A 26,444-nucleotide genomic window follows, 5' to 3' on the forward strand; every position below is an offset into this window, starting at 1 on the left:
GATCAGCCATGAACCATCCTCATCCCTCCCGACGTCGGCTGTTGGGCACCGCCGGTGCCGCCGGAGCCGCCGGGCTCGTGGCCGGCACGGCCGGCGGGGCCATCGGCCATGCCGCCGCGACGGAGCCCAGCGGGCCGGCGCTGAGCACCGTGGGCAGCACCGCGGTGCCGTTCCACGGCGCCCGGCAGCCGGGCATCACCACGCGCGCGCAGTCCAGGGGACATCTGGTCGCCTTCGATCTGGCGCCGGACGCCGGTCGCGGGGGCGCGGCCGGGCTGCTGCGGCGCTGGTCGGCACTGGCCGCCGAACTGATGGCGGGCGAGCTGCCGGACGCCTCGACCGGCGTGGCCGCCGACGCCGGCCCCTCCTCGTTGACCTGCACCTTCGGCTTCGGGCACAGCTTCTTCGACGCCACCGGGCTGGAGGCCCAGCGGCCGGCGGCGCTCGACCCGCTGCCCACGTTCTCGAACGACGAGCTGGATCCGGCGCGTTCGGACGGCGATCTGTGGGTGGGGATCGGCGCCGACGATCCGCTGGTCGCCTTCCACGCGCTGCGGCAGCTCCAGCGCGCCGCCGAGGGGACGGCGACGGTCCGCTGGCAGATGGCGGGCTTCAACCGCGGCCTGGGGGCGAGCGCGCGAGAGGTGACCACGCGCAACCTCATGGGCCAGATCGACGGCACCAACAACCCGGACCCCGAGGACGCCGAGGCCGACCGGCATCTGTTCGTGCCCGACACGGGCGAGCCGGCGTGGATGGCGCGTGGCTCCTATGTGGTGGTGCGGCGCATCCGGATGCTGCTGGACGACTGGGAGACGCGGCCGGCCGACGAGCGGGAACGCGTGCTGGGCCGCCGTACCTCGGACGGCGCGCCGCTCACCGGCGGCGAGGAGGGAACGCCGGTCGACCTGGCGGCGACCGGCCCCGACGGCTCCCCCGTGATCGCGGCCAACGCGCATGTCCGGGTGAGCGCGCCGGAGACCAACGGTGGCGCCACCATGCTGCGCCGGCCGTTCTCCTATCACGACGGGACGCGCGAGGACGGCGCCCCGGACGCGGGGCTGTTGTTCGTCTGCTGGCAGGCCGACCCGGCGCGCTCGTTCGTCACGGTGCAGCGCAAGCTGGATCGGGGCGACGCGCTCGGCGCGTTCATCCGGCACGAGGCGAGCGGGCTCTTCGCGGTGCCGGGCGGCGCGGCCGAGGGGGAGTATGTGGGCCAGCACCTTCTCGAAGGGTGAGAACGGGCGATCGCCGGCCCTCGGGTCGCATTAACGTGAACGCCATGACATCTGCGAGCCGCTACACCTACCTCGGCCCCGAGGGCACGTTCACCGAAGCCGCCCTGCGCACCCTGCCCGAGGCGGCGACCAGGTCGCTGGTGCCGATGATCTCGGTGCCCGCCGCCCTGGACGCGGTGCGCGGTGGCGAGGCCGCGGGTTCGCTGGTGCCGATCGAGAACTCGGTGGAGGGCGGCGTCTCGGCGACGGTGGACGAGCTGGCCAACGGCCGGCCGCTGATGATCTACCGCGAGGTGCTGCTGCCCATCGCCTTCGCGCTGCTGGTCCGTCCCGGCACCTCGCTCGACGACGTGAAGACGGTCACCGGCCACCCGGTGGCCCAGCCGCAGGTGCGGAACTGGCTCGCGGGGCAGCTGCCGAACGCCGTCTGGGAGTCCGCGGCGTCCAACGCGGACGGGGCGCGGCTGGTGCGCGAGGAGCGCTACGACGCGGCGTTCGCCGGCGAGTTCGCCGCCGCGACGTACGGGTTGACCCCGCTGGTCACCGACATCCACGACGCGGACAACGCGACCACCCGTTTCGTCCTGGTCGGCCGGCCGGCCCGGCCCGCGGCGCCGACGGGTGCGGACAAGACGTCCGTGGTCCTCTGGCTGCGCGAGGACCATCCGGGCGCGCTGCTCGGCGTGCTCCAGGAGTTCGCGACCTGCGGGGTCAACTTGACCCGCATCGAGTCGCGTCCGACGGGCAAGGGCATCGGTCAGTACTGCTTCTCGGTTGACTGCGAGGGCCATATCGGGGACCGCAGGGTGGGTTCGGCGCTGATGGGGCTGCGGCGGCTCTGCTCGGATGTGCGCTATCTGGGGTCCTATCCCCGGGCGGACCAGGTGCGGCCGAGCACCTCGGTCGGCACCTCGGACGAGGACTTCCTGAACGCGGCCGACTGGCTGACCCGCTGCCTGGACGGGCGCCCGGGGCCTGTCTAGGCGTCGGGGGCCGCCGCGAGGGTGCCGCTGGCCTGTGGACTGTGCACCGGGTTATCCACAGGCCACCCGCCGTGGCTGTGTATAAGTCGATACGAAGCCCCGCCCGAAGAATCGGGCATTAGCCACATATGCGGATCTTGGTGGCTACTTCCCCCAACGGGTGATGGACCGAATTTCGTCACCCGAATCGCGCCGAATAACTCCTGAGGGCGAGTAAGTTTCCCACAGATTCTCGTAGATTCCCCCGGAAGTGCGTATGCGCGACGTTTGCCTGGGGAATTCTCCGCCGCGCACCTACCGGGGTGGCCGGTCGTCCCCAGGTCATCCACAGGCGGGCCGGTCAGCCTGTGGATAACTTGATCGGTTTCCGTGGATGACCGGCGGAACAGCGCCGGCGACCGGCCGTCCGATGCCGGTTCGGCATTCTCGACTTTCTCCGCAAACCGGGCTAAATGGCCCGCCCACTCCGTGCGGCCGGCGCCGCCGCCTTTTTTCGTTTCCACGGCGGGGGGACCGTCCCGGTAGCCTGTCTGCGTGATTGACCTTCGACTGCTCCGAGAGAACCCCGACCTCCTGCGCGCCTCCCAGCGCTCCCGTGGCGAAGACGTCGGCCTGGTGGACAGTCTGCTGTCCGCCGACGAGCGGCGAAGGTCCTCCGGCACCCGGTTCGACGAGCTGCGCGCCGAGCAGAAGCGGCTGGGCAAGCTTATCCCCCGCGCACAGGGCGAGGAGAAGGCCGAACTGCTCGCGCGCACCGGCGAGTTGTCCCAGGCGGTCAAGGCGGCCGACGCCGAGCGGGACGCGGCGAACGCCGAGGCGGGCGAGCTGCTGCTCCAGCTCTCCAACGTCGTGCACCCGGCCGTCCCGGTGGGCGGCGAGGACGACTTCACGGTCCGCGAGACCCACGGCGAGATCAGGGACTTCGAGGCCGAGGGCTTCACCCCCAGGGACCACCTGGAGCTGGGGCAGGCGCTGGGCGCCATCGACACCGAGCGGGCCGCCAAGGTCTCCGGCGCGCGCTTCGCCTATCTGACCGGCGTGGGCGCGCTGTTGGAGCTGGCCCTGGTGAACGCGGCCGTCGCGCAGGCCACGGCGGCGGGGCTCGTCCCCATGGTGACGCCGGCGCTGGTCCGGCCCCGCGCCATGGAGGGCACCGGCTTCCTCGGCCAGGCCGCCGACGGCGTCTACCACCTCGCCGATGACGACTACTACCTGGTCGGCACGTCCGAGGTCCCGCTGGCCGCCTACCACCTGGACGAGATCATCGAGGCGGACCAGCTGCCGCTGCGCTACGCCGGCATCTCGCCCTGCTTCCGGCGCGAGGCCGGCTCGTACGGCAAGGACACCCGGGGCATCTTCCGGGTCCACCAGTTCACCAAGGTCGAGATGTTCTCCTTCGTCGCCCCCGAGGAGGCGGAGGCCGAGCTGGAGCGGCTGCTGGGCTGGGAGAAGCAGTGGCTGACCTCCCTGGAGCTGCCGTTCCGGGTGATCGACGTGGCCAGTGGCGATCTCGGCGCCTCCGCCAGCCGCAAGTACGACTGCGAGGCGTGGCTGCCCACCCAGGGCCGCTACCGCGAGCTGACCTCCACCTCCAACTGCACGGAGTTCCAGGCGCGACGGCTCCAGGTGCGGATGCGCGAGAACGGCAGGACCCGCCCGCTGGCCACCCTCAACGGCACGCTGTGCGCGGTGTCCAGGACCATCGTGGCCCTGCTGGAGAACCACCAGCTGGCGGACGGTTCGGTGCGGGTGCCGGCGGCGCTGCGGCCGTTCCTCGGCGGTCGCGAGGTGCTTGAGCCGGTCGCGGCATGACACAGCCCGAGGCGGCGGGCGTCTTTCCCTACCGTCTGATAGCCACCGATCTCGACGGCACGCTGCTGCGCCGCGACAAGACCGTCTCGCCACGCACCAGGGACGCCCTGCGCACCGCGCAGGCGGCCGGCGCCCACCATGTGGTGGCGACCGGCCGCAGCGTCGCCTGGACGAGGGACATCCTGACGGATCTCGGCTACCGGGGGCTGGCCGTCTGCGGCCAGGGCGCCCAGCTCTACCACGCGGGCGAGCAGCGGCTGCTGACCTCGGTCACCCTCGACCGCGCCCTGGCACAGACGGTGGTGGCCAAGCTGGAGGCGGCCCTCGGCCCGCTCGGCGTCGCGGCCAACCGGGACGGCATGACCGGCGACGTGGTGCTGGACGAACGCTTCCACGACAAGCCGGGCCGCGGCTTCCGCGAGGACCCCGACGGCGCCCCCTGGCAGGTCGACGACCGCGCCGTCCTCTTCGCCGAGCCCCTCATCAAGCTGTACCTGCGCCATCCCACGCTGGGCGACGACGCGTTGGCGGCGGCGGCGCTGGCGGAGGTCGGCGACCTGGTGAGCCTGACGGTCTCCGGCGAGGACCTGGTCGAGGTGCTGCCCCACGGGCTCACCAAGGCCAGGGGGCTCTCCCTCGCCGCCCGACGCCTTGGCACCCGCGCCGCCGAGACCATCGCCTTCGGCGACATGCCCAACGACGTCGCCATGCTGAACTGGGCCGCGCACGGCGTGGCCATGGCCAACGCGCACCCTGCCGTCAAGGAGATCGCCGACGAGGTGACCGCGGGCAACGACGCCGAAGGCGTCGCCCTCGTCCTGGAACGCCTCCTCCGCCCCACACCGTAGCCCCGGCGCCCCGGCCGGGCCAGCGCCGGCCGGGGAACCGGCAGGTGACACGCGCCGTCGAACGCGCAGTAGCGGAGCCGTGTTCACCCCTGGGGGGGCTTGTGAAGGTTGTTTTCCTGCTCAACAACGCCTATGGGATCGGCGGGACCATTCGGTCCGTCGCCAATCTCACGGCGTCGCTGGCCGATCGGCACACCGTGCGGATCGCCAGCCTCTACCGCTCGCGCAAGACGCCGAGTCTGCGGTTCGACCCTCGGGTGCGGATCACCCCGCTGATCGACATGCGCGAGGGGGCGCGTGATGCCGAGGGGCAGGGGCCGGTCGCTGAGAAGCCGAGCGAGGTGTTCGCCGATCTGCCGATGAACTACGGCAAGGTGGCGCCCTCGTTGCTCAGCGACGAGCGGTTGGGGGACTTCCTGGCGCGGGTGGACGCGGACGTGGTGGTCGCGACGCGGCCGGTGTTGAACGCCTATCTGGCGCGGCTCGGCCAGTCGCGCTACCTCCGGGTGGCGCAGGAGCACATGACCTACGACACCCGGCTGCCGGCGGCCAGGAAGGTGCAGCTGGCGGCGGTGCGGGAGCTGGACGCGCTGGTCTGTGTCTCGGCCGCCGACACCGCGAGGTACGCGTCCGTGTTGGGGGAGCACGGCGCCAAGGTGCGGTGCGTGCCGAACTGTTCGCCGCCGCCGACGGTGCCGCCGTCGACGGGCGACTCCCGCATGATCGTGGCGGCCGGCCGGCTGGCCCGGGTGAAGCGCTACGACCGGCTGATCGACGCGTTCGCCGAGCTGGCCCCCGAGTTCCCCGACTGGGAGCTGCGCATCTACGGGCGGGGCACGGAGCGCGACCGGCTGCGGGAGCGCATCGCGGGCCACGGGCTCCACAACCGGGCGCGGTTGATGGGCGCGGCGTCGCCGATCGAGACGGAGTGGGCCAAGGGCGCGGTGGCGGCGGTCTCCTCGGACGCCGAGTCCTTCGGGCTGACCATCGTGGAGGCCATGCAGTGCGGTGTCCCCGTGGTGGCGACCGACTGCCCGCACGGTCCCGGCGAGATCATCACCCACGGGGAGAACGGGGTGCTCTCCCCCGTGGACGGCGGCAGCAAGGCGCTGGCCGACGCGCTGCGCCCGCTGCTGTCCGACGAGAGGACGCGACGCGGGCTGGCCGCTCGCGGCCGGCAGTCGACGGCCGCCTACGAGCCGCCGGCGATCGCCCGCCGCTACGAGGAGCTGTTCCGGGAGTTGGCGCCGAACGCCTCGACCGCGGGCGCCGTGCCGCCGCCCGGGGAGCGGGCCGGGCGTCTCGGCGGGCTGCTGCGGGCCCTGCGTCCTTCCCCGCCGCCGGAGGGCCGGCCCCGCGGGTACGGGGAGAGCGAGGCGGACGGTGGGCTGCGGGTCGCGCTGGAGCCGGCGTCGCTGCCGAACGGCGCGGCGGAGCTGGTGCTGCGGCTGCGGCACGACCCGCTGGAGCGGGAGGTCACCCTGCCGCTGCCGAGGGCACGCGGCCGGCAGTCCGTCGAGGCCACGCTCAGCCCGGACGAACTCGAACTGGCCGAGGGACGTTGGGACTTCTTCGTCCGGCGGCGGTCCGGCGGGCGGCGGCTGCGGATGGTCGGCGAACAGGCGCGGTCGGCGCGGCTGCTCGGCGCCCCGCCCCGGTCGGTGGCCGGCGGCGTCTCGGCGTGGGTCCCGTACCGCACCAAGGACGGGAACCTCACGCTGCGCTGCTGGCTGCGCCCGGTGCACGCGGAGGTCGACGAGGTGCTGCTGGGGGAGTCGGAGGTGACGGTGTCGACGCGGCTGATGGGCGGGCGCGCCCCGGACGCCGCCCCGTACACGGCGCATGCCGAGGGGGTCGGCGAGCGGGGCGGCGCGGAGCTGACCCTCGGCTGCCGGCCCGAAGGCGAGGGGGGCCGGGTGCGGTTGACCATCCCGCTGGCCGAGGCGCTGAAGGCGCACACCGCGCCCCGGACGGACTGGCGGCTGGCGCTGCGCTCGCCGGACGGCGCCTCGGCGCTGGTCGCCCGCATCGGCGGCGACGCGTTCGACCGCCGGGCCTCGGACCACTTCCCGGCGATCGAGCTGACGCACCCGGAGCGCGGGCCCGTCCGGGTGCGGGTGCGCTATACGGCCGACCACGACCTGGCGTTGACCGTCAGCGACGAGCCGAGCCCCTGATCGGGGCGGGCCGCCCGCCCCCACCCGGCGGCCCGCCTCCGAGACGCCGCCAGCGCCGTCCCTCGGACCTTCGCGGGCTCGCGACGGCCCGAGAGGCAGGCCCTACGCGTCGCCGGTGACCGTCAGGGCGGAGAGCCGGCGGGTGGCGTACCAGGTGCCGAGCCCCGTGGCGGCGAGCAGCAGCACCACGGCGAGGGGGAGCGCCACATCGGATGTGACGTCGGCGCCGCCCGCGGCGATGCCCTCGGCCAGGGCCAGCGACCACTGCTGGACGCTGAGCACCCGCACCCCCGGCAGGGTGTTGCCGAGCAGGGCCTCCCAGACCAGCGCGTAGATCAGGCCGAACACCACGGCGTTCCGCGAGATGGTGCCGAGCAGCAGGAAGATCGCGCTGTAGGCGACGGCGGCGACGGCCGCGGCCACCGTGTAGGCGGAGGCGATCTGCTGGCTGTTGCCGTTGAGGATCAGCCCGGCCAGCAGGATCGGCGCGGTGGTGAAGGCCACCGTGACGGCGATGGCGACCACCAGCTTGGTGAAGATGATGGTGCGCCTGGGCAGCGGCTTGGCGAGCAGGTAGACGATCGAGCCGTCGTCGATCTCGGGAGCGATGGCTCCGGTGCCGGCGACCACGCCGATCAGGGGGACCATCGAGGCCAGGGCGAAGCCCCCCAGCACCTCGACGGTCGCGCTGTCGTCGGCCCCGCCGAACCCGCGGACGGCGCCGGCGATGGCCAGCAGCAGCGCGGGCAGGGCGATCAGGATCAACACCCGGCGGCGACCGAGCAGGGCTCGGTAGGTGAGCCGGGCGACGGTGTGGTTATACATCGCGGTGGGGCTCCTTAACGGCTGTGCGCCGATCAACGGCTGTGTGCCGACTCATGGCTACGCGCCGACCAGGTAGGAGAAGACGCTTTCGAGGGACTCGTCCGAGGGGGCGACGGTCAGCAGCCGGACCTCGCGCTCCCTGGCGAGCCGGGGCAGCCGCTCGGTGAAGCGGAGGAAGTCCACCGCCTCGACCCGCAGCGCGCCCTCGGCCTCGTCCACCTCGACGCTGGTGGTGGAGGCGTCCGCGATCAGCCCGGCGGCCAGCGCCCGGTTGTCGCTTGAGCGGATCAGATAGCGGTGCGGGCGGTCCGTCATCAGCCGCCTGATCTTGCGGAAGTCCCCGGAGGCGGCGTGCCGGCCGGCGACGATCACCTCGATATGGCTGGCGAGTTGCTCGACCTCCTCCAGGATGTGCGAGGAGAACAGCACCGTGCGGCCCTCTTCGCCCATCTTGGCCAGGAGATCCATCAACTGCATCCGCTGGCGCGGGTCCATGCCGTTGAACGGCTCGTCCAGCAGCAGCACCGACGGGTGGTGCACCAGCGCGGACGCCATCTTGACGCGCTGCCGCATCCCCTTGCTGTAGGTGTCGATGCGGCGGTCGGCGGCATGCGTCATCTCGACCGTCTCCAGGGCCTCCTGGGCGGCGGCCGAGGGGTCGGGCAGGCCGTGCAGCTCGGCGTTGGCCAGCACGAACTCGCCACCGGTGAGGTAGTCGTACATCCCCTCGCGCTCCGGGACCAGGCCGATCTGCCGGTAGACGTCGGCGTTGCGCCAGATCTGCCGGTCGTCCAGGGTGACCGTGCCGGCCGACGGGGCCAGGAAGCCGCTCATCATGTTGATCAGCGTGGACTTGCCGGCGCCGTTGGGCCCGAGCAGGCCGGTGACCCCCGGGCCGATGGCCATGCTGATGTCGTTGACGGCGACCACGTTCCCGAACCAGCGGGAGGCGTTGGTGATGTGGAGGGTGGTCACAGTCCGGCCTTTCGGTAGCGGCGCCCCAGCAGCAGGTAGCAGATGACGGTGACGGCGACGGCCGCCAGCAGGAGGGCCACCCCCGCGGCGTCGCTCGGCGGCTGCTCACCGGGGAAGGTCGACGAGCCGCCGAGGAAGGCGGACTGGATGCCGTCGATCATCGTGCCGGGCGAGAGCAGGCCCAACCAGCCGATGGGGTCCGGGTTGTCCGACTCCCAGGCGACCGCCTGGAGCGCGGTGGCGGCGAAGTAGGGAACGGTCAGCACCCCGATCACGGCGGCCACGCCGAAGCCCCGGCGCGGCGTGAGGCTGGCGATCAGCAGCCCGAGCGCGGCGTGCAGCAGCGAGAAGATCAGGGAGATGAGCAGGCCCTGGCCGAAGCCCTTGGTCTGCTCCCCGAAGCCCAGCTCGGCCAGCAGCCCGCCGATGTAGGCCACCACCAGCGGCAGCGCGGTGAAGATGAGGAGCGCGGCGCTGAGCGCGACGAACTTGGCCAGCACGTAGTCGGAGCGCTCGATGGGGCGGGAGAAGTACAGCGGGGTGACCTTGAACCGCAGGTCGAGCGAGACCATCTGCGGTGCGGCCAGCGCGATGTAGAGGCCCACGATGGGCTGCATGAAGAGCGCGTACTGCGTGTACTCGATGGGCAGTTCGTCGAGCCCGGCGAAGGCGGCGACCGCGACTATCACGATCGCGGGCATCGCCATGATGGCGAACAGGCCCATCGGCAGCACCTTGGAGCGCGCCGAGCGGCCGAGCCCGAAGGCGCCGCGCAACGAGTGGGTGAACAGGACCCGCCGGGCGTAGCCGACGCCCTGGCGTTCGCCCTCGTAGTTGCGGTAGCCGATGTTGTGGATGCGGGCGTCGGTGCCGCTGCTCATGGCGTGACCTCCGCGCCGGCGCCGGCGTGGGGCGTGGCGCTGTCGGCGGTGTTCGGACGGAAGACCTCGGCGATCTCGTGCCGGCCCTGTTCCATCCGGACCAGGCCGAGGCCGAGCTCGGCGACGGTGTCCCGGACGGTGTCGTAGACCTGCTCGTCCGTGATCTCCAGGAGGAGCTGGTGGCCGGGGGCCGGCGCGGCGGTGAGGCCGATGTCGGCCAGCGCGGAGCGGAGCGCGGCGGCCCCGTCCGGGTGGGCGTCCGTGTCGGTGACCTCGACGGTGAGGGAGGCCGTCGCCTCGATGAAGCTGGCGGTGGTCTGCGAACGGAGCAGCTGCCCGCCGTCGATCACCACAATGTGGTCGCTGGTGCGCTCCAGCTCGCCCAACAGGTGGGAGGTGACGAGCACGGAGATCCCGAAGTCGCTGTGGATGCGCCGGATCAGCCCGAGCATCTCGTCCCGTCCCGCCGGGTCGAGGCCGTTGGTCGGCTCGTCGAGCAGCACCAGCTTGGGGTCGTGCACCAGCGCCTGGGCCAGCTTGACCCGCTGCTTCATGCCCGTGGAGTAGCCGCCCATGGGGCGGTAGCGCTCCTCGTAGAGCCCGACGTGACGCAGGGTGTCGGCGGTGCGCTCCCGGGCCGCGGTGCGCGGCAAGCCGGACATTCCGGCCATGTGCACCACGAACTCGGTGGCGCTGACGTCGGGTGGCAGGCAGTCGTGCTCGGGCATGTAGCCCACCTGCGCCCGGATCGCCGGCCCCTCCCGCGCCGAATCCCGCCCGAGGACACGCGCGGTGCCGTCGGAGGCCGGCGCGAGGCCCAACAGGATCTTGATCAGGGTGGACTTGCCCGCGCCATTGGCCCCGACCAGGCCGGTGACGCCCGGCTGGATATCGATGGTCAGGCTGTCCAAGGCGGTCACCCGTGGATACCGCTTGGTCAAGCCGTTGGTCTGTATCACGCTCACCCGAAGGACACTAACGGCGACGAAGGTCGCGCGCGTCAGCCTTCCGTCGACATTCTGTGGGCCAGCCCTTAGGGGCCCGGCCAGGCCACGGAAGGGGGTGGCGCCGCTCCCAGGGGCGGGGGCTCACCCCTTGAGCTGGGACAACCCCTCCAGGGCGATGCGCTCGAAGGTCTCAGGGTCCCTCGCGAAGACCGTGTCCTCGGCCGGCCAGTGCACCACCAGTTCGTCGAAGCCGAGATCGACCAGGTTGCCGGCGTGCTCGACGAACGCGTCGACCGAGTCCAGCGTGCCGATGCCGGCGGGGGTGTCGACGGAGTCCAACAACACCCGGTGCAGGCTGCCCGGTTCGCGCCCGTTCTCCTCGCAGACGCTGTCCAGCTGCTCCAGCTGGCGGGCGAGACCGGCCCGGTAGCCGGCGGCACCCGCGTCGACGCCGAGGGACTTGGGCTCGCCCGTGGTCACCCAGCCCTGGCCGTGCTGGGCGGCCAGCCGCATCCCGCGCGGCCCCGTCGCCGCCACCGTGAAGGGCAGCCTGGGCCGCTGCGTACAGCCCGGGTGGGCGCGCACCTCGTGCGCGGAGTAGAAGTCGCCACGGTAGGAGACGCCGGGGGCGCCGGCCGCCGGATCGCCGTCCGAGCCACCCTGGCTCAGCAGCCGGTCCAGCAGCCGGAGGAACTCGGCGAACCGGTCGGCGCGCTCCCTCGGGGTCCAGGCGTCGTTCCCCAGCACGGTGGCGTCGAAGCCGCTGCCGCCCGCGCCGATGCCCAGCGTGAGCCGGCCGCCCGAGATGTCGTCGAGGCTGAGCAGTTCCTTGGCCAGCGGCACCGGATGGCGGAAGTTGGGGGAGGTGACCAGGGTGCCGAGCCGCAGCCGCTCGGTGGCGGTGGCCGCCGCCGTGAGGGTGGGCAGCGCGCTGAACCAGGTCCTGTCGCGGAAGCCGCGCCAGGAGAGGTGGTCATAGGTGTAGGCGGTGTGGAAGCCCAACTCCTCGGCCCGCTGCCAGCTTTGGCGCCCGCCCTGGGACCAGCGGTGGACGGGGAGGATCACGGTGGAAAGCCGCAGCGGAGGCTCGGGGGAAACAGCCATGGGCAGCAGGGTAGGCCCTCGGTGGGCGGCCTTGTGCCGCTTCCCCGCAAGGGCGAGGGGCGCACGGGCGTGCGGGTCACCGCGCGAATGTGCGCGCATATGCTGGGTGACTGTGCCAGAACATTCCACGCCCCCGCCCCTTCCCCAGTTGATCGTCTCCGATCTCGACGGCACTCTCCTGCGTCACGACCACACCGTCTCGCCCCGCACCTCGGCCGCGCTGGCCGCCGCCCACGCGGCCGGAATCGAGGTGGTGTTCGCGACCGGGCGCCCGGCCCGCTGGATGGGCGTGGTCAGCGACCACCTGCACGGCCAGGGCCTGGCCGTCTGCGGCAACGGCGCCGCGGTGGTGGACCTCAGGAACGGCGGACAGCTCATCGAGGTACGCCCGTTGCCCAGGGAGAACGCGCTGGCCGTCGTGCACGCGCTGCGCGCCGCCGCCCCCGGCGTCGCGTTCGCCGTGGAACGCACCGTCGGCATCCACCAGGAGCCCGGCTACCCGCCGCTGACCATGGACCCGGCGATCGAGGTGGCCCCCGTGGAGAAGCTGCTGGCCGAGGGCGCGGCCTACCGGGGCGCCCCCGTGCTCAAGCTCCTCGCCCACCACGACACCCTGGACCCCGACGTCTTCCTCGCCCTCGCCAGGGAACACACCGACCAGTGGGCCAGCACCACCAGGTCGAGCCCCGACGCCCTGCTGGAGATCAGCGCCCCTGGCGTGAGCAAGGCCAGCACGCTGGCCCTCCGTTGCCAACGCGCCGGCATCGACCGCGACAGGGTGGTGGCCTTCGGCGACATGCCCAACGACCTGGAGATGCTGTCCTGGGCGGGCACCGGCTACGCCATGGCCAACGCGCACCCGGCGGTGCTGGCCGCCACCGAACGGCATACCGCGAGCAACGAGGACGACGGGGTCGCGCTGGTCATCGAACGCCTGCTGGCGCGGCAGGGTTGACCCGGCTCAGCCCCGGTCGGCGCCGCCCTCGGACGGCCCGGTGAAGTCCGGGCTGGCGAAGTCCGGATGCCCCACCGCTGGTCCGCCCCCGGCGCGCTTGCGCTCGTTGGCCGGGCTGGAGAACTCGGGGCTGCTGAACTGCGGGCTGGAGTACCGGGGTTGGGACGCCCGCCCGTCGGCCGGCCAGGTGTCGGCCAACTCGCCGCGCAGGAACGGATTGATGCCCTCGTCCAACAGCGCCCTGCGCCAGTCGGCGCGGGCCCTGGCCACCCGCTCGAAGAGCAAGGACCCGCCGGCCCCCGACGCCCGGATCGAGGTGGCTCCGTTGCGCACCGCGGCCACCACCAGGGCGCCGGCGGCGACCAGCGCGCCCCCGGCGGCCACCAGCGCGAAGGCCCAGCCCACCGTGCGCATCGGTGCGGCCAGCGAGGGCTCCGGGCTGGCCAGCCGCAGCGCGTAGCCGAGCAACAGGAAGACCAAACCGCTGACTCCGGCCAGCACCGGGATCAGGGCGAAGGCCACAAGGAGCGTGCCCGAACCCGCGCGCCCGGCGCGCCCCGCCGGCTGCGCGCCGGTGGCTCCCTCCCGCAGCTGGACCTCGCGCAGCTCGTCGCGGAGTGTCGCGAACCGCAGGTACTGCGGCTCGGCGGTCCGCAGGATGTCGGGCAGCGCGTCGACGACCAACTCGCGCAGCCGGGTCATCCGCTCGGGACCGGCCCCCGTGGCCGTCCGGGCAGCGCGCAGCGCCTCGTCGAGCACCCGCTCGACCTCGGCACGGTCCGTGGACGGCAGTTCGGCTGGGTTGTTCATAGGCGCCCCCAGATGCACTCAGCCAGAGAGCTGGAGAACAAGGACCACGATGGTAAAGGGCGACACACGTTTCCGGACAGGACATACCCGGAGTTCGCACCCCTCCACCCGACTTTCGCCCCATCCCGCGCCCCTTCCCGCGAGGCGCCAGGGGCGGGTCAGGGGCGGGTCAGGCGGCCAACGGGAGCCGCGCGACCAGCAGCTTTCCAGCCATCGTCACACCGCCGTCCATCGCGATCGCCAGCGCGTCGGCGTAGACATAGGGACCTTCGACGCGGGGCGCCGCCGGCCCCTCGTTGCCGTCCGGATCGGTCTCCGTCGCGCCGTTCTCGCCGGTCAGATACGGAATGGGGCTGTGCCCGTGGACCACGCGCTCACCGCCGAAGGTGTCGAGCAGCTCCTGCGCGTTCTCCGGGCCGCCCTCGTCGCGGAAGGCGAACCGCTTGGTGAACTTGCGGAACAGCTCCCAGGTCTCCGAGACGTCGTTGCGCTGCAACGCCTGCCAGATGGCGTCGTTGACGTCGTCGACGGTCGTGCCGTAGTCGAGATAGGCCGTGGTGTCCGAGTGCACCAGCAGATGGCCGTCGGCCACCGCCATCGAGTCCAGCCGGGACATCCACTGGATGTGGTGGTCCCGCAGCCGCTCCATGTCGGTGCGCTGACCGCCGTTGAGCAGCCAGGCGGCCTGGAAGGACGCGGTGCCGGCCGCGGAGTCGACGGGGGTGTCGGCGAACCTGCTGGCGCCGATCAGCAGCAGCTCGTGGTTGCCGAGCAGCGCCTTGCAGTACCCGCCGGCCGCCGCCGCCTCGGCGGAGAGCCGCATCACCAGATCAAGGACCCCGACGCCGTCGGGGCCCCGGTCGGTGAAGTCGCCCAGAAACCACAGCCGGGCGTTGCCGGCGGCCCAGCGGTCCTCGGCGTCGGTGAGCCCCGCCTCGCGCAGCGCGGCGCTCAACTCGTCCAGATAGCCGTGCACGTCGCCGACCACATAGAGGGGGCCGACGCCGCCGTCCATCACGGGGATGTCGGGCAACGTCGGCGTGTAGAGGTCGGGAGGCGTCTCGGCCTCGCCCGGGAGCGTGCCTCGCCCTGCCGTCGGCCCCTGGTCGGCCCCCTGAGTCATCGACCCCTCCACCACTGCGCGCCGCCTCCACCTGCGGGACCCGGCCGATCGTGCCGGATCCCCATGCCGTTCGCCCATCATAGGAATCCCGGCGGTCGGTTGTGACACACCTGGGGAAGACCGTTGGCAGGCCGCTAACTGTTTACCCGAAACTACCGTTCGACGGCAGGGGGCTTGCGGGGGGCTGCCACTGTGGCACGGTCCGTGCGGCGGCCACCCGGCAGGGAGGACGCACGAACCAGCAGTTCGGTTGGCATCAACTGGTGGCCGTAACTTCGGCCTTCGCCGCCCTCGATGGCGTCGATGAGCAGCTCGATCACGGCCGTGCCGATACGGCCTGGTTGCAGGGACAGGGTGGTGACCGGCGGCTCGGTCGCCGCGTAGACGGTGGATTCGCTACAGCACACCAACAGCAGATCCTCGGGCACCCGCAGGCCGTAGCGGCGCGCGGCGGCCAGCAGGTCGGTGCCGTTGGGGTCGAAGAGGCCGTAGACCGCGTCGGGCCGGTCGGGCCTGGCCAGCAGCCGGTCCGCGGCCATCGCCCCGGCGCAGGGATCGTGCGCCGGGTACGCCTCGTAGACGGGCTGCTGGCCGTTGCGTTCGCACCAGTTGAGGTAGGCGGTGGTGGAGAGTCGGGTGTAGGTGTCGGTGCTCGTTCCGGTGAGCAGGCCGATACGGCGGGCGCCGGCCGCGGCGAGGTGGTCGAGCAGCCCCACCACGGCCGCGTGGTGGTCGTTGTCCACCCAGGCGGTCACGGGGAGGTCGCCGCCCGGCTGGCCGTCCGAGACCACCGGGATGCCCTGGCGGACCAGCTCGGTGACCATGGGGTCGTGGTCCGCCGGATCGACCACGACGGTGCCGTCGAGCGCCACATTGGACCAGACGTCGAAGTCCCGGTGCTGGGAGGCGGCGGGCAGGATCACCAGAGCGTAGCCACGGGCCAGGGCGGCCGAGGTCGCGGCTCTGGCCATCTCCGCGAAATAGGCGAACTCGGTGAAGGTGAACGGTTCTTCGCCATAGGTGGTGACGGTGAGTCCGATCAACCCCGACTTGCCGGTGCGCAGGGTGCGGGCGGCGGCCGACGGACGATAGCCGAGGCGGTCGGCGATCGCCCGCACATGCCGGCGGGTGGTGTCCGGCAACCGTCCCTTACCGTTCAGCGCGTCGGAGACAGTGGTGATCGAGACTCCGGCGGCAGCCGCCACTTCGCGAATGCCCGCCCGGCCACTCGCCCGGCGACCGTTGGACCGAGGCGTCGGATGCTTCGCTGCTGTCATGGCGACCTGATGGTAGGCCCGGTGACAGCCCGTGTCGTGCGACTCGGAACTCCCCCCTGAGCACACGTTTCTGCATGATCAACGGGGGTTTGGCACCTGGGATCACAAGATCAACGAGGTCAGACAACCCGCACTCACCGTGGTAGCGCCCCTAGTTGCACGGTGTCGCCTGGGCTTTCAACGTGCGCCGGCTCACCCGTATGGGGGGAGCGCGCAAGGGAGTTCGCCGGGGGCGCGTAACAAGCGTTGAGCGCCCTACTGTCAGCGGGACTTCCCGCCCTTAGGGTGAACGGGTGACCGCATCCTCTCAGCACTCCGCCACCGGCTCCGTCCCCGGCGCGAGCCCCCGGCTGCGCGCCGCGCTCGACGGGCTGCCCGCCTATGTCCCCGGCCGCGCCAGGGCGACGACCGGCAGGACGTTCAAGCTGTCGTCCAACGAGAACCCCTATCCCCCGCTGCCCGGGGTGCTGGAGACGGCGGTCGCCGCCGCCGGGCGGCTCAACCGCTACCCGGACATGTTCAGCGGCGAGTTGCTCGCGGAGTTGGCCGAGCGCCTGCGGGTCCCGGTGAGCCATCTCGCCGTCGGCACCGGATCGGTCGGCGTGGCCCAGCAGCTGGTGCAGGCCACGGCGGGCCCGGGCGACGAGGTCCTCTACCCCTGGCGGTCCTTCGAGGCGTATCCGATCATCGTGCAGGTCTCCGGCGCCCGTTCCGTCCAGGTGCCGCTGACCCCGGGGGAGGGGCACGATCTCGACGCGATGGCCGACGCCATCAGTGACCGCACCCGGCTGATCTTCCTGTGCAACCCCAACAACCCGACCGGAACGCCCATCCGGCGCGCCGAGTTGCTGCGCTTCCTCGACCGGGTGCCGGCCGATGTGCTGGTGGTGCTGGACGAGGCGTACCGGGAGTTCATCCGCGACCCCGAGGTGCCGGACGGCGTGGAGATCTACCGGGACCGGCCCCAGGTCTGCGTGTTGCGCACCTTCTCCAAGGCGTATGGCCTGGCCGGGCTGCGCGTCGGCTTCGCGGTGGCGCACGAGCCGGTGGCCGCCGCGCTGCGGAAGACGGCGGTGCCGTTCGGCGTCAGCCAGATCGCCCAGGACGCGGCCGTCGCCTCGTTGCGCGCCGAGGAGGCGCTGCTGGAGCGGGTCGCCTCGCTGGTCGACGAGCGGACCAGGGTGACGGACGAGCTGCGCGCCCAGGGCTGGACGGTCCCCGAGTCCCAGGCGAACTTCGTCTGGCTCCGCCTCGGCGACGCCACCGCCGACTTCGCCGCCGCCTGCGAGACGAACGGCGTGACGGTACGCCCGTTCCCGGGCGAGGGCGTCCGCATCTCCATCGGCGAACCAGAGGGCAACGACGAGCTACTCCGCACAGCCCAAACCTTCGCCCCCGTCCCCCCGCTGCCCACTGACCGCTGAGCCCGACCACTAAGCCGCTGCGCGCTGGGCGCTGTGCCTGGCCACTGCGCCGCTGGGCGCTGGGCCCAGCCACCGACCCACTGCGGGGCGCTGGGCGCTGGGCGCTGGGCCTTGCCACTGCGCCGCTGGGCGCTGGGCCCAGCCGCTGGGCGGCTGGGCGGCGCGCTGGGCGCGCTGGACCGGCCACTGGGCCGAGCCGCTGGGCGGCTGGGCGGGGCGCGCTGGGACCAGCCGCTGAACCGCTGGGCGCTGGGCCCGTGCGCGCCGCTGCGCGCTGACTGCTGGACCGGCCACCGAGCCGCCGACCGCTGCCCCAGAACCGCAGAACCACTGCGCGCTGGACGATGGGCACGACCGCTGACCACTGGACCCGGCCACTAAGCCGCTGCGCGCTGACCACTGGACCCGGCCACTGAGCCACGGTGCGCCGACCGCTGACCGCCGAGCCCGACCATTGAGCCGCTGCACGCCGACCGCTGGACCTGGCCAGTGAGCCACTGCCCGCTGCCCCAGAACCGCAGAACCACTGCGCGCTGGACGATGGGCACGACCGCTGACCACTGGACCCGGCCACTAAGCCGCTGCGTGCTGACCGCTGGACCCGGCCACTGAGCCACTGAGCCACTGACGGTTGCACGCTGAGCCCAACCACTAAGCCACTGTGCGCCGACCGCTGAGCCCGGCCAATGAGTCGCTGCGTGCCGACTGCTGACCGCTGAGCCCGACCGCAGAACCACTGCGCGCCGCGTGCTGAGCCTGGCCGCTGAGCCGCCGACCGCTGCCCCAGAACCGCTGAGCCACTGCGCGCTGCGCGCTGGGCACGACCGCTGACCACTGGACCCGGCCACTGAGCCGGTGACCGCTGGGCCCGGTCAGTGGACCGCGCCGACCGTTACCGCCGACCGCCGGGCCTTATCACCGAACCGCCGAGGCGGATGCCCCGCCGAGCCACTGATCGCCGATCCCCGGAGTCCCGGAGTCCCGGAGTCCCGGAGTCCCGGAGTCCCGGAGTCCCGGAGTCCCGGCTGCCGGTCGCCGAGTCGGCCCGGGGCGAATGGCCGCCGGTTTCGCTGGGGCCAGCCCCAGCCGTTGAAGCACCCAGCGCCGGGCGACACCCCCAACCCGCCGCCGAACCACAAGCCCCCCCACACGCGGACGTCCAACCGGCCGCCGGCCACCGACCGCCGGTCGGGCCACGCGCCGCCTCGCCGCCAACCCGCCCGGGAGGGCACCCCGCCCGGGAGGGCAGTGGTTCCCACCCACCAACCTGGCAGCCGATCTCGTCGCCAACCTGCCCGGAGGGCCCCCCGTGCGAAGCCGCGCAGCGCCCCGCGCATAATGGCTTGTGAATGTGAATACGTTCACAAGCGGAGGAGCAGAACCGTGGACGTCGCGCTCGCGCCGGAGACCCTGGCCCGTTGGCAGTTCGGTATCACCACCGTCTACCACTTCCTCTTCGTCCCCCTGACCATCTCGCTGGCCAGCCTGACGGCTGGCTTGCAGACGGCCTGGGTGCGTACCGGCAAGGAGAAGTACCTCAGAGCCACCAAGTTCTGGGGCAAGCTCTTTCTGATCAAGATCGCCATGGGCGTGGTCACCGGCATCGTGCAGGAGTTCCAGTTCGGCATGAACTGGTCGGACTACTCGCGATTCGTCGGCGACGTCTTCGGGGCGCCGCTCGCCTTCGAGGCGCTGATCGCCTTCTTCTTCGAGTCCACCTTCATCGGGCTGTGGATCTTCGGTTGGGACAAGCTGCCGCCCAAGCTGCACCTGGCCACCATCTGGACGGTCGCCGTCGGCACCATCCTCTCCGCCTACTTCATCCTGGCCGCCAACTCCTGGATGCAGCACCCCGTCGGCTACCGGATCAACGAGGAGAACGGCCGGGCCGAACTCACCGACTTCGTGGCCGTGCTGACGCAGAACACCGCCGTCGCCCAGTTCGCCCACACCATCACGGCGGCCTTCCTGGTCGGCGGCGCCTTCCTGGTCGGCATCGCCGCCTTTCACCTGCTGCGCCGCAGGCATATCGCGGTGATGCGCACCTCGCTGCGGCTCGGCCTGGTCACCATGGTCGCCGCCGGGCTGCTCACGGCCGTCTCGGGGGACCGCCTCGGCAAGATCATGTACGAGCAGCAGCCGATGAAGATGGCCGCCGCCGAGGCGCTCTGGGACACCGAGGCGCCCGCCCCGTTCTCCCTCTTCGCGGTCGGCGACGTGGACGCGGGCCACAACAAGGTCAGCCTTGAGGTGCCGGGCCTGCTCTCCTTCCTCGCCCATGACAACTTCTCCGATCCGGTCCCGGGCATCAACGACATCAACGAGGCCATGCAGGAGCAGTACGGCCCCGGCGACTACCGGCCGAACATCCCGCTCGCCTACTGGAGCTTCCGCTGGATGATCGGCTTCGGCATGGCCTCGGCCGCGATCGGCGCCATCGGGCTGTGGCTCACCCGCAGACGGTTCCTGCTCGATCCCGCGCTGCGCACCGGCGAGAACGAGGTGCCCCGGCTGGCGTTGACCCGGCGTCTGCCGCTGAGCGGGACACTGGCCCGCTGTTACTGGCGGATCGCCACGCTCACCATGCTCTTCCCGCTGATCGCCAACGCCTGGGGCTGGATCTTCACCGAGACGGGCCGCCAGCCCTGGGTCGTCTACGGGGTGCTGAAGACCTCGGACGCGGTCTCCCCCGGCGTCTCGCAGGGCGAGGTGATCACCTCGCTGATCGTCTTCACCGCACTCTACGGAGCGCTGGCGGTGATCGAGGTGCGGCTGATGATCCGCTATGTCAAGGCGGGCCCACCGGAGTTGACCGAGGCCGATCTGCACCCCCCGACCCGGATCGGCGGGCCGCCGTCGATCCCGGGCGCCCGGACGACGGAGGACGCCGACGCCGAGGACCGTCCCATGGCCTTCTCCTACTGACCTCCCCCACGGACCGCGAAAGGAGCGTATCGAGATGGAACTCCACACCCTCTGGTTTGTCGTCATCGCCGTGCTGTGGGTGGGCTACTTCTTCCTGGAGGGCTTCGACTTCGGCATCGGCGTGCTGAGCGGCACGCTGGCCAGGGACCGCGCCGAGCGGCGGGTGTTGATCAACACCATCGGCCCGGTCTGGGACGGCAACGAGGTCTGGCTGCTGGCCGCCGGCGGCGCCACCTTCGCCGCCTTCCCCGACTGGTACGCCACCCTCTTCTCCGGCTTCTACCTCCCGCTGCTGCTGATCCTGGTCTGTCTGATCGTGCGCGGGGTGGCCTTCGAGTACCGCGCCAAGCGCCCCGAGGAGCGCTGGCAGCGCAACTGGGAGCACGCGATCTTCTGGTGCTCGCTGGTGGTCTCGGTGCTCTGGGGCGTGGCCTTCGCCAACATCGTGCGCGGGGTGCCGATCGACGCCGAGGGCGAGTTCGTCGGCGATGTGGCGGATCTGCTGTCGCCGTACGCCCTGCTGGGCGGCGCCACCACCCTGGCGCTGTTCACCCTGCACGGTGCGCTCTTCGCCGCGCTCAAGACCGAGGGCGACATCCGGATCAGGGCCCGTCGAGCGGCCAGGCGGCTGGGCCTGGGCGGCGGGCTGCTGGCGGTGGCCTTCCTGGTCTGGACGCAGGCGGATCTCGGCACCGGGGCCAGCCTGGTGGCCGTCTCCGTCGCCGCGCTGGCCCTGCTGGCGGCGCTGGCCGCCAACGGCAGGGGGCGGGAGGGCTGGGCCTTCCTCTGGTCCGGGGTGACGGTGCTCGCGGTGGTCTGCACCCTCTTCCTGGTGCTGTTCCCGAACGTGATGCCGTCCTCGTTGAACCCCGACTGGAACCTCACCGTCGAGGGCACCGCCTCCACTCCGTACACCCTGCGCATCATGACCTGGTGCGCCGTGCTGGCCACCCCCCTGGTGATGCTCTACCAGGGCTGGACCTACTGGGTGTTCCGCAAGCGGATCGGCACCAGGCATCTGGCGCCCGCCGCGCACGGGGCGGAGCGATGAAGCCCATCGACCCCCGGCTGCTGCGGCACGCCCGCGCCACCCGGTGGCTGCTGGCCGGCTCGCTGGGCCTCGGGCTGCTGGGCGCGGGGCTGCTGATCGCCCAGGCCCTGTTGATCGCCCAGGTGATCGCCGATGCGGTCACCGCCGGGGCGGACCTCGACGAGCTGACCGGCCCGCTGTTGCTGCTGGGCGCGACCGCGCTGGGACGCGGGCTGGTCGCCTACGGCACCGAGTGGGTCGCGCACCGGACGGGGGCCCTGGTCAAGTCGGAGCTGCGGCTGCGGCTGCTGGACCATGCCGCGCGGCTGGGCCCGCACGGTCTCGGCGACCGTTCCACCGGCGAGCTGACCAATCTGGCCACCCGGGGGATCGACGCGCTGGACGACTACTTCGGCCGCTATCTCCCGCAGTTGGGCCTGGCGGTGGTGGTGCCGGTGGCGGTGCTCGCGCGGCTGGCTACGGACGATCTGGTGGCCACCGGGATCATCGTGGTGACCCTGCCGCTGATCCCGCTGTTCATGGCCCTGATCGGCTGGGCCACCCAGAGCCAGATGGACCGCCAGTGGCGGCGACTCGGCCAGCTCTCCGGTCATTTCCTGGACGTGGTCGCGGGGTTGGGCACCCTCAAGGTGTTCGGCCGGGCCAAGGCCCAGGCGGAGAACATCAGGTCCATCACCGACGCCTACCGCCGTGGCACGCTGCGCACGCTGCGGGTGGCCTTCCTCTCCTCGTTCGCGCTGGAGCTGCTGTCGACCCTGTCGGTCGCGCTGGTGGCGGTGAGCATCGGCATGCGGCTGGTGCACGGGGATCTGGATCTGTACACCGCGCTGGTGGTGCTGATCCTGGCGCCCGAGGTCTATCTGCCGCTGCGGCAGGTGGGCAGCCAGTTCCACGCGGCGCAGGAGGGCCTCTCGGCGGCCGAGGAGGTGTTCGCCGTGATGGAGACCCCGGCGCCGCCCCGGGGCGAGGCGCCCGTCCCGGCGAGCGGCGAGATCCGGCTCGACCGGGTGGTGGTCCGCTATCCGGGCCGTCCGGGCGACGCCCTGCCGGAGACCAGCCTCACCCTGCGCCCCGGCGAGACGCTGGCCGTGACCGGCCCGTCGGGAAGCGGCAAGTCGACGCTGCTGCGGGCGGTGCTGGGCCTGGCCGCACCGGACGCCGGACGGGTGCTGGTGGACGGGGTCGACCTGCGCACGCTTGACCCCGAGCAGTGGCACGCGCGGATCGCCTGGGTGCCGCAGCAGCCGCTGCTCTTCGCCGGCACGATCGGCGAGAACGTGCGGCTCGCCCGGCCGGACGCCTCCGACGCCGCGGTGCTGGCCGCGCTTCGGGACGCGGCGGCCGGCGAGCTGGACCCCGAGCGGCGGCTGGGCGAGGGGGGCGCCGGCCTCTCCGCCGGCCAACGCCAACGGGTCGCGCTGGCCAGGGCGTTCCTGGCGGACCGCCCGATCCTGCTGCTGGACGAGCCCACCGCCGCGCTGGACGGCGACACGGAGGCGGCGGTGGTCGCCGCCATCCGTCGGCTGACGCGGGGGCGCACCGTGCTGTTGGTCACCCACCGCACCGCGCTGTCGACGCTCGCCGACCGGATGTTCCACGTGAAACATCACCCGATCGCCGCCGCCCCCGCCCAGGACCGCCCCGTTGCCACCGGGCACGGCGGCGCGGCCGACCGGCCGGCGCCGGCGGCCGGAGCCGAGGCCGAGCCCGTCGCCAGGGCCGAGGGCTCCGCGCTCGGCTGGGTGCGGCGGCTGGCCGGGGGGCGGCGGCCACGGCTGGTGCTGGCCACCGCCCTGGGCGCCCTCGCGCTGGGCAGCGCGGTGGGGCTGATGGCCACCTCCGGCTGGCTGATCTCCCGGGCCTGGGAGCAGCCCCCGGTGCTCTATCTGATGATCGCGGTCACCGCGACCAGGGCCTTCGGTCTTGGCCGCGCCGTGTTCCGCTACGCGGAGCGGCTGCTGAGCCACGACACCGTGCTCCGGCTGTTGGCCACCCTGCGGGTCTCCGTCTACCAGCGGCTTGAACGGCTGGCGCCGGCCGGTCTCGGGCGCACCGGGCGGGGGGATCTGCTCTCCCGGATGGTGGCCGACGTGGACGCCCTCCAGGACTACTTCCTGCGCTGGCTGCTCCCGGCCGCCGTGGCCGGCACGGTCGGGGTGGCGGCGGTCGCCTTCACCGGCTGGCTGCTGCCCGCCGCCGGTCTCGCGCTGGCCATCGGACTGCTGGTCGCCGGCCTCGCCGTGCCCGCCCTCGCCGGCGCGCTGGCCCGCCGCACCGAGCGGCGGCTGGCCCCCGCCCGGGGCGAACTCGCCGAGCGCACCCTGGCGTTGCTCACCGGCACCGACGAGCTGTGGGTGGCCGGGGCGCTGCCGGGGCGGCGGGAAGCGGTGCGCGCCGCCGACCGGCGGCTCACCCGGCTCGCGGCCGGATCAGCCGGAGTGACGGCGCTGGCCGGCGGGCTCACCGCGCTGGTGACCGGCTGGACGGTGCTGGCGGCCGGCTGGGTCGGCGTGCCGGCGGTGGCCGGCGGCGAGTTGGCCGGCGTCTGGCTGGCCACCGTACTGCTGGTCCCGTTGGCCGCCTTCGAGGCGGTCGCCGGGCTCCCGCTCGCCGTCCAGCACCGCCAGCACGCACGGCGCGCCGCCGAACGGGTGCGCGAGGTGCTGGCCGCACCGACGCCGGTACAAGAGCCCGAGCGGCCGGCCGCGCCCCCGTCCGGACCTTTCCCGCTGCGGCTGCGCGGGCTCGGCGCCTGGCATCCGGGGAGCGCCACGGCCGCGTTGGCCGGGGTGGACCTGGAGCTGACCGCCGGCCGGCGGATCGCCGTGGTGGGCGCCTCGGGCGCCGGCAAGACCACCCTGGCCCACTGCCTGCTGCGCTTTCTCGACCCCGCGACCGGCCGCTACACGGTGGGCGGCGTGGACGCGACCGAGCTGGCCGGGGACGCGGTGCGCCGCTGGGTGGGGCTGTGCGCGCAGGACGCGCATCTCTTCGACAGCACGCTGCGCGAGAACCTGCTGCTGGCCGCCCCGTCGGCCGACGAGGAGACGCTCCGCCTGGCCCTCGCCCGGGCCAGGCTGCTGGACTGGGTGAACACCCTGCCGCTCGGCCTCGACACCCCGGTGGGCGAACGCGGCGCCCAGCTCTCCGGCGGGCAGCGCCAACGGCTGGCACTGGCCAGGGCGCTGCTGGCGGACTTCCCCGTGCTGATCCTGGACGAGCCGGCCGAGCATCTGGATCTGCCCACGGCCGACGCCCTCACCCGGGATCTGCTGGCGGCCACCGAGGACCGCGCGGCCGTGCTGATCACCCACCGGCTGACGGGTCTTGAGGCCGTCGACGAGGTGCTGGTGCTGGACGCGGGACGGGTGGTGCAACGCGGCGACCACGCGGCACTGGCCGCCGTCGACGGCCCGTTCCGCACCCTGTTGGCACGCGAGGACCCGGCACGGGAGCGGCAGGGGGCGCCCACACCCGCCTGATCCCGACTTTCGCCACCAGAAGGGACTAACTACGCTTTTCTCATGCGGCAGACGGGCGCGGCGCGGCAGACGGCGGAACCGCTGAGGACCCTGGCGTCCCTCGGCGGGGACATCGAGCCGGACGCCGTGCCCGACCGGGCCGTCCGCGCCGCCGTGGAGCTGACCGGCGCCGGCCACGCCGCGCTGGCGGTGCTGAGCGACGACGGGGACCGGATCGACCGGCTGCTCACCGCGGGCCCGGCGCCGGGCCCCAGCCCCGAGCCGCTGCTGGGCGCCCTGCTGGCCGGCTCGGCCGCCAGGCCGCGGCTCGACGGGGTGCTGTGGGCACCGATCCGCGTCCATGGCGCGCGCTCGGGGGCGCTCTGGCTCTCCGACCCGCGCAGGGGCGCCTTCACCGAGGCCGACCGCGAGCTGGTCACCATTCTCGCCGCCCAGGCCGGTCTTGCGATCGGCCACGCCCGGCTGCACGAGGCGGTCCGCGCCCAGGCCCGTTGGTTGGACGGCAGTCTGGAGCTGTCCACCTCACTGCTCTCGGCCGATCCCGAGGACAACGCGCTGGCCGTGGTCGCCGAGCAGGCCAAACGGCTGGCCGAGGCCGCCATGGCCGCGGTGCTCGAACCGAACGAGGACGGCGGCCTGACGGTGGTCGCCGTCCGCGCCGACGATCCGAGCGGGCTGCTCGGCTCCACCGTGCCCGCCGACTCGGCCACCGTGCGGCAGGTGCTCACCGGCGAGCCCGTCTTCGACGACCGGCCCGCCGGGGCCCCCTCCCGCGCCCTCGGCCTGGCCGGACGCTACGGCCCGAGCATGCTGCTGCCGCTGACCAGCGACGACACCACCCTGGGCGCGCTCTCGCTGGCCCGCGCCCCCGACGCCCCGCCGTACTCGGTGCCGGAGCGGGCCAACGCCACCCAGTTCGCCCAACAGGCCGCACTGGCGTTGCTGTTGACCAGGGCCAGGCGCGACCGCGAACAGCTCGCCGTGCTGGAGGACCGGGACCGGATCGCCCGCGATCTGCACGATCTGGTCATCCAGCGGCTGTTCGCCGTCGGCCTGATCATGACGGGCGCCCGGCGGCTGACCTCGTCCGAGGACGTCAGGGAGCGCGTCGACCAGGCCACCGGCGAGCTGGACGCGACGGTCCAGGAGATCCGCACCGCGATCTTCGCCCTGCAACAGCACCCGGACGAGGCCCCCACCGGGCTGCGCACCCGGGTGCTGCGGGAGATCGGAGCGGCGGCCCAGCTGCTCGGCTTCCGGCCCGCCGTCTCGTTCAAGGGCCCCGTGGACTCGGTGGTCGGCGAGGGCGCCGCGCGCAATCTGCTGGCCGCGCTCCGCGAGGGCCTCTCCAACGCGGCGCGGCACGCGGGGGCCTCCCGGGTCGAGGTGCTGGTGGACGCCGGCACCCACCAGCCGGACGGCACGGACGCGGTGCGGCTCACCGTCGCCGACAACGGCACCGGCATCCCGTCCGGGCGGACCCGCCGCAGCGGGCTGCGCAACCTGGTCAAAAGAGCCGAGTCGCTGGGCGGAACGGCCGAGGTCGGCCCCGGCATCGGCGGCTCGGGCACCATGTTGACCTGGCAGACGCCACGTTGACCGGATAA

19 protein-coding genes are annotated in these 26,444 nt (G+C 72.8%); 11 read left to right on the forward strand and 8 right to left on the reverse strand.

The features are described from left to right. The first annotated feature begins 8 nt into the window (after positions 1–8). From efeB to K4G22_RS14580, 5 genes are all read left to right on the forward strand, one after another. Positions 9–1,238, forward strand: coding sequence for an iron uptake transporter deferrochelatase/peroxidase subunit (gene efeB, locus K4G22_RS14560; RefSeq protein WP_228080662.1), 1,230 nt, complete (start codon positions 9–11; stop codon positions 1,236–1,238). A gap of 44 nt (positions 1,239–1,282) precedes the next feature. Further along, positions 1,283–2,221, forward strand: coding sequence for a prephenate dehydratase (pheA, locus tag K4G22_RS14565; protein ID WP_228080663.1), 939 nt, complete (start codon positions 1,283–1,285; stop codon positions 2,219–2,221). A gap of 534 nt (positions 2,222–2,755) precedes the next feature. Then, complete coding sequence (serS, locus tag K4G22_RS14570) at positions 2,756–4,033, forward strand: serine--tRNA ligase (protein ID WP_228080664.1); 1,278 nt, start codon at positions 2,756–2,758, stop codon at positions 4,031–4,033. After that, on the forward strand, positions 4,030–4,881 hold the full coding sequence (locus K4G22_RS14575; protein ID WP_228080665.1) for an HAD family hydrolase: 852 nt from the start codon (positions 4,030–4,032) through the stop codon (positions 4,879–4,881). Before serS ends, K4G22_RS14575 begins: the two co-directional genes overlap by 4 nt. Before the next feature lie 101 nt (positions 4,882–4,982). Next, complete coding sequence (locus tag K4G22_RS14580; RefSeq protein ID WP_228080666.1) at positions 4,983–7,058, forward strand: glycosyltransferase; 2,076 nt, start codon at positions 4,983–4,985, stop codon at positions 7,056–7,058. Between the two features lie 102 nt (positions 7,059–7,160). On the opposite strand, the gene K4G22_RS14585 is transcribed toward K4G22_RS14580, so the two are convergent. The 5 genes from K4G22_RS14585 to K4G22_RS14605 all read right to left on the reverse strand — a co-directional run bounded on the left by K4G22_RS14585 (position 7,161) and on the right by K4G22_RS14605 (position 11,790). Continuing rightward, a complete protein-coding gene (locus tag K4G22_RS14585; RefSeq protein WP_228080667.1) occupies positions 7,161–7,883 on the reverse strand; it encodes an ABC transporter permease subunit in 723 nt (240 codons plus the stop codon). A 57-nt stretch (positions 7,884–7,940) separates the two neighbouring features. Then, positions 7,941–8,858 carry an ABC transporter ATP-binding protein gene (locus tag K4G22_RS14590; RefSeq protein WP_228080668.1) on the reverse strand — a complete coding sequence of 306 codons (918 nt, stop codon included), beginning with the start codon at positions 8,856–8,858 and terminating at the stop codon, positions 7,941–7,943. Then, positions 8,855–9,739 carry an ABC transporter permease gene (locus tag K4G22_RS14595; protein ID WP_228080669.1) on the reverse strand — a complete coding sequence of 295 codons (885 nt, stop codon included), beginning with the start codon at positions 9,737–9,739 and terminating at the stop codon, positions 8,855–8,857. Before K4G22_RS14595 ends, K4G22_RS14590 begins: the two co-directional genes overlap by 4 nt. Next, on the reverse strand, positions 9,736–10,698 hold the full coding sequence (locus K4G22_RS14600) for an ABC transporter ATP-binding protein (protein ID WP_228084085.1): 963 nt from the start codon (positions 10,696–10,698) through the stop codon (positions 9,736–9,738). Before K4G22_RS14600 ends, K4G22_RS14595 begins: the two co-directional genes overlap by 4 nt. Before the next feature lie 129 nt (positions 10,699–10,827). Then, positions 10,828–11,790 carry an LLM class flavin-dependent oxidoreductase gene (locus tag K4G22_RS14605; protein ID WP_228080670.1) on the reverse strand — a complete coding sequence of 321 codons (963 nt, stop codon included), beginning with the start codon at positions 11,788–11,790 and terminating at the stop codon, positions 10,828–10,830. A 106-nt stretch (positions 11,791–11,896) separates the two neighbouring features. Here K4G22_RS14605 and K4G22_RS14610 point away from each other — a divergent pair, with 106 nt between their 5' ends. Next, positions 11,897–12,745: an HAD family hydrolase gene (locus K4G22_RS14610; RefSeq protein ID WP_425336686.1), complete on the forward strand. Its 849-nt coding sequence runs from the start codon at positions 11,897–11,899 to the stop codon at positions 12,743–12,745. A gap of 6 nt (positions 12,746–12,751) precedes the next feature. On the opposite strand, the gene K4G22_RS14615 is transcribed toward K4G22_RS14610, so the two are convergent. The 3 genes from K4G22_RS14615 to K4G22_RS14625 form a co-directional block, all read right to left on the reverse strand. Further along, complete coding sequence (locus K4G22_RS14615; RefSeq protein WP_228080672.1) at positions 12,752–13,555, reverse strand: hypothetical protein; 804 nt, start codon at positions 13,553–13,555, stop codon at positions 12,752–12,754. Between the two features lie 169 nt (positions 13,556–13,724). Next, complete coding sequence (locus K4G22_RS14620) at positions 13,725–14,678, reverse strand: metallophosphoesterase (protein ID WP_228080673.1); 954 nt, start codon at positions 14,676–14,678, stop codon at positions 13,725–13,727. Positions 14,679–14,830: 152 nt separating this feature from the next. Next, positions 14,831–15,955, reverse strand: a complete 1,125-nt coding sequence (locus K4G22_RS14625; RefSeq protein WP_228080674.1) for a LacI family DNA-binding transcriptional regulator — start codon at positions 15,953–15,955, stop codon at positions 14,831–14,833. A 293-nt stretch (positions 15,956–16,248) separates the two neighbouring features. On the opposite strand from K4G22_RS14625, the gene hisC reads away from it, so the two are divergent. The 5 genes from hisC to K4G22_RS14650 all read left to right on the forward strand — a co-directional run bounded on the left by hisC (position 16,249) and on the right by K4G22_RS14650 (position 26,436). After that, entirely contained in the window at positions 16,249–17,379 is a 1,131-nt protein-coding gene (hisC, locus tag K4G22_RS14630; RefSeq protein WP_228080675.1) for a histidinol-phosphate transaminase, read from the forward strand. Between the two features lie 1,383 nt (positions 17,380–18,762). Beyond that, positions 18,763–20,304: a cytochrome ubiquinol oxidase subunit I gene (locus K4G22_RS14635; protein ID WP_228080676.1), complete on the forward strand. Its 1,542-nt coding sequence runs from the start codon at positions 18,763–18,765 to the stop codon at positions 20,302–20,304. 34 nt (positions 20,305–20,338) lie between these two features. Beyond that, positions 20,339–21,355, forward strand: a complete 1,017-nt coding sequence (gene cydB, locus K4G22_RS14640; RefSeq protein ID WP_228080677.1) for a cytochrome d ubiquinol oxidase subunit II — start codon at positions 20,339–20,341, stop codon at positions 21,353–21,355. Then, the gene (gene cydD / locus K4G22_RS14645; protein WP_228080678.1) at positions 21,352–24,837 is read left to right on the forward strand and encodes a thiol reductant ABC exporter subunit CydD; all 3,486 of its coding nucleotides are present in this window, start codon (positions 21,352–21,354) and stop codon (positions 24,835–24,837) included. The genes cydB and cydD overlap by 4 nt, the downstream gene beginning before the upstream one ends. A 42-nt stretch (positions 24,838–24,879) precedes the next feature. Beyond that, a complete protein-coding gene (locus K4G22_RS14650; protein WP_228080679.1) occupies positions 24,880–26,436 on the forward strand; it encodes a sensor histidine kinase in 1,557 nt (518 codons plus the stop codon). Positions 26,437–26,444 lie beyond the last annotated feature (8 nt).

Origin of the sequence: Streptomyces profundus (assembly GCF_020740535.1) — a bacterium.
Lineage (GTDB): Bacteria > Actinomycetota > Actinomycetes > Streptomycetales > Streptomycetaceae > Streptomyces > Streptomyces profundus.

What these genes read in the sequence shown, in the direction of transcription:
- K4G22_RS14575 (WP_228080665.1), top strand. Translation starts at nt 4,030, where the DNA reads ATGACACAGCCCGAGGCGGCGGGCGTCTTTCCCTACCGTCTGATAGCC.
- cydB (WP_228080677.1), top strand. Translation starts at nt 20,339, where the DNA reads ATGGAACTCCACACCCTCTGGTTTGTCGTCATCGCCGTGCTGTGGGTG.
- K4G22_RS14615 (WP_228080672.1), bottom strand. Translation starts at nt 13,555, where the DNA reads ATGAACAACCCAGCCGAACTGCCGTCCACGGACCGTGCCGAGGTCGAG.
- K4G22_RS14625 (WP_228080674.1), bottom strand. Translation starts at nt 15,955, where the DNA reads ATGACAGCAGCGAAGCATCCGACGCCTCGGTCCAACGGTCGCCGGGCG.
- cydD (WP_228080678.1), top strand. Translation starts at nt 21,352, where the DNA reads ATGAAGCCCATCGACCCCCGGCTGCTGCGGCACGCCCGCGCCACCCGG.
- pheA (WP_228080663.1), top strand. Translation starts at nt 1,283, where the DNA reads ATGACATCTGCGAGCCGCTACACCTACCTCGGCCCCGAGGGCACGTTC.
- efeB (WP_228080662.1), top strand. Translation starts at nt 9, where the DNA reads ATGAACCATCCTCATCCCTCCCGACGTCGGCTGTTGGGCACCGCCGGT.
- K4G22_RS14595 (WP_228080669.1), bottom strand. Translation starts at nt 9,739, where the DNA reads ATGAGCAGCGGCACCGACGCCCGCATCCACAACATCGGCTACCGCAAC.
- K4G22_RS14585 (WP_228080667.1), bottom strand. Translation starts at nt 7,883, where the DNA reads ATGTATAACCACACCGTCGCCCGGCTCACCTACCGAGCCCTGCTCGGT.
- K4G22_RS14620 (WP_228080673.1), bottom strand. Translation starts at nt 14,678, where the DNA reads ATGACTCAGGGGGCCGACCAGGGGCCGACGGCAGGGCGAGGCACGCTC.
- K4G22_RS14605 (WP_228080670.1), bottom strand. Translation starts at nt 11,790, where the DNA reads ATGGCTGTTTCCCCCGAGCCTCCGCTGCGGCTTTCCACCGTGATCCTC.
- K4G22_RS14650 (WP_228080679.1), top strand. Translation starts at nt 24,880, where the DNA reads ATGCGGCAGACGGGCGCGGCGCGGCAGACGGCGGAACCGCTGAGGACC.